The 3,040-nt window shown below is 43.0% G+C and carries 2 protein-coding genes and 1 pseudogene; all 3 read right to left on the bottom strand.

The features are described from left to right. Positions 1-185: 185 nt before the first annotated feature. Positions 186-1,622 carry a hypothetical protein gene (locus ACTTJ8_RS11580; protein WP_442721275.1) on the bottom strand — a complete coding sequence of 479 codons (1,437 nt, stop codon included), beginning with the start codon at positions 1,620-1,622 and terminating at the stop codon, positions 186-188. 70 nt (positions 1,623-1,692) lie between these two features. Beyond that, entirely contained in the window at positions 1,693-2,835 is a 1,143-nt protein-coding gene (locus tag ACTTJ8_RS11575) for a beta-barrel domain-containing protein (protein WP_442721274.1), read from the bottom strand. Next, positions 2,832-3,040, bottom strand: a pseudogene (locus ACTTJ8_RS11570) (ABC transporter ATP-binding protein); the annotation flags it as partial. The pseudogene ACTTJ8_RS11570 and the gene ACTTJ8_RS11575, both read right to left, overlap by 4 nt.

Genomic DNA, 3,040 nt, shown 5'->3' with positions numbered 1-3,040 from the left:
TGAAACAGGGACTATACAATCGGTAATAAAACAAAACTTTTGGGACAGCCCCGTGTTGATTTCTATCATATGGAAGTTCGCAGAGGATACAAAGTTTTAAAGGGGTACGCCCTTAGATTACCGTGATGCTTTCTCTCTTACTGCTGCCTTATGCGGACTTCTGTTTTGTTATCCGGCTATCTTTTTTACAGGAACAGATAGTCTGCTTTTGCAGTAATAAGCTGCCAGAAGGTTTGTGTTTGCAGATAGATTTGTAAGGCATATTCTGCGTTTATTTGTTCATAAGCGCTTTCAGTAATGCTATGTTCTTCATACAAGCGGCGGTATTCTTTAAGCAGCGAGGCTTGTTCGGCAGTGTATTGCTGCATCAAGCGATACGCTTGTTCAAGCGAAGTAATTTTTTCATGTAACAGCTGTGTTTCATGCTGCCGCTGTTCGTGTAATTCACGAAGCTGTAAATCGATTAGGGAACTGCGGCTTTTAAGTAATTCGCTTTTTGCCGCTGCACGCGCAAAATAATCAGGTGACCATACAATTCCGATGCTTGCATGGAAAAGCCACGGTAGATTGCGGCTGACTAATTCCCATGAGGTACGGTAATCTGAGGAAAAACGGAATACTAATTCATCGGGAACTGCCGAAAATTTTACTAAAAGCTGCGGTGCTTCATCCTTTTTTGCAGAAAGCAGCTCAGTATCAAGCAAATGTTTCTTTTGCATAAGGAGCAGCGCGTCATAATTATCCCGCGTATCGGTACAGCATAAAAAATCAGCTAAGGTTTCTTTATCGGTTTCGTGCAGAACAAGCGCAGAATCTCCATACCGGATAGCAAATGCTTTTTCTTTCAGCATAAAGGCTGAGCGATTCAACTCATACTCCTGTTGAGCCTTGAGTATATTCCGCTTTGCGTCAAGTAATTCCGATGCGGCCGCATTCCCTGTATGCCGTTTTTTTTCTATCTCATCATATTTTGCAGTATGATATACAGCGTTGAGCCGGTAATATTCGGTATGTGCCCTCATTGTATCAAGTTCGGCGATACCTTCGAGGAGCGTTTTCACAAACTGGTTATATGCTTGCTTATGCATTGTTTGTAAGATTTCAAAACGGGTTTGAACGGTCCGCGCTTCCGCAGAAAAAGCGGCAAAACCGCGGGTAAGCGGCTGACGGTATAAAAGACTAAACTGCGGAGTATGCCGGAACAATGTAGCTTGCAACAGATATTCGCTTTGCAGTGACCCTGTTGCCGTAAGAGAACCGCCTGACGGCAGTTTTTGCGTAAGGCTAATACCGTAGTTTCCCTGTAGCGCATTAAGATAGCGCGTACCGGCAAGGGCAGGGATATGCGCCCAAAAAGGAGAGATATTCACCCGTTTCCATCCGATAATTTCCGGTATATCAAACGTAATTTGCGGATACAAATTGTTTTTTATGGTGTTAGCTTCCAGTTTATACGATTGCAGTTCTATTTGTTTTTCTTTTGCTCGTATACTGTGTTCCCATGCGCCGCTGAAAAAAGACTTCCATTGTATCGGCTCCGTCTGTATGGCTTCCGCATCGGCGTATATTATAGAAAGAAGAATGATAGAGAATAAGATACTGCACAACAAGTTTTTTTTCATCAGACACCTTTTAGACATAACGGATAGAAGAGCTAAAAGCCAACCGAGTGTTTAGCTAAATCCTTTACCATTATGAAATAAAATCAAGTTTTTCTAAAATCACCGTCAAAATCCGTTTGCGGGAAGTGATGATTTTTGCTTCAGCTGCCATGCCGGATTTTAATGCGACCGTTTTATGCTGCTTCGACGTTACGGTATCTTTTTCCAATACGGCTTCAGCAGTAAAAAATGCCGGCGCATTCGGTAAGAAGAGCGCATCCGCCGATATTGCGGTAATAGTTCCCTGTACCAACCCGTATTCGGCAGGTGGTAACGCTGCAAATTTTAGAGTAATCGGCATACCGATTCGTATTTCTGCAATATCTTTATTACTGATGGATAATTCTGCCTTGAGCTGAGTAGTGGTATCAGGTACAATGCGTACGAGCGTATCACCTGCAAAAACAGTATCGCCCGTATTAAATTTTTTAAGCGGTTCTGCAATACCGCTGATGGGCGCCGTAAGTGTACTGGCTGTAAGTTGTTGTTCAAGCTCAGCCTGTTTTTTTTCCAGATTTTCAATCTGCATTTGCAAGGCATTTTTTTGAGTGTGTATTGCAAGTAATTCCTTTTCGCGGAAAGAAGTATACTGTAATTCCGCTATTTTATATTCATCATGCAGCTTGCTCAGCATTTGTTCGGTACGCATCTGTTCCGGCATCGCTTTTTGCCGCAAAAAAACATCGTGCGCCTGTTCATAGAGGATGCGGGCTTTTTCCTTTTCGGCAAAATAAACAGTTGCTTTTGCATAGGCAACCGCTTCTTTCTGCGGTACCGTATTGGCACCGGTAAGGATTGCTTTTTCGTATAGAAGCAATGCTGTAAGTTCTTGTCTTTGGCGCTGCAATGCATCCTCTGTGATGGTTTTATCAAGTTGAATCGAGGTACTTTCAATACTGAGAAGCATACTGCCTTTTTTAACAGTGGTATTCGGGGTAAAATACACGCCGTCAATAACGCCGGTACGCCCTATTTTTCCAACTGAAATATTAACCGATTGCGTTAGTATCGCATCAGCTTTTACTGCAATGTCCATTTCAAAAATGGCCGCCCACACTACCGCAGCGATGAAAAGACCGCTGATAATACAGATAAAATACCGGTACGCTGCAGGAGGCTTCCGCAAGAAAAATTCACTTGAATAGTTGATATCCTCAAGAGTATGCAGCGTCATACCGTCTCTCCGTTCCAAAGACGGCTGTATAAGCCGCCGTGTTCAAGTAATTCCGTGTGTGTACCCGATTCGATAATACATCCCTTATCCATCACAAAAATACGGTCGCAGTGTACAACGGTCGTGAGCCGATGAGCAATCATTACGGTAGTGCGTTTTTTATCTTTAAGGGATTCCAATACCTGATGGATATGACGCTCCGAAA

Origin of the sequence: Treponema sp., assembly GCF_052169735.1 — a bacterium.
Classification (GTDB): domain Bacteria; phylum Spirochaetota; class Spirochaetia; order Treponematales; family Treponemataceae; genus Treponema.
Note: the sequence above shows the minus strand (reverse complement) of the source record. Positions and strands in the feature narration are given on the sequence as shown.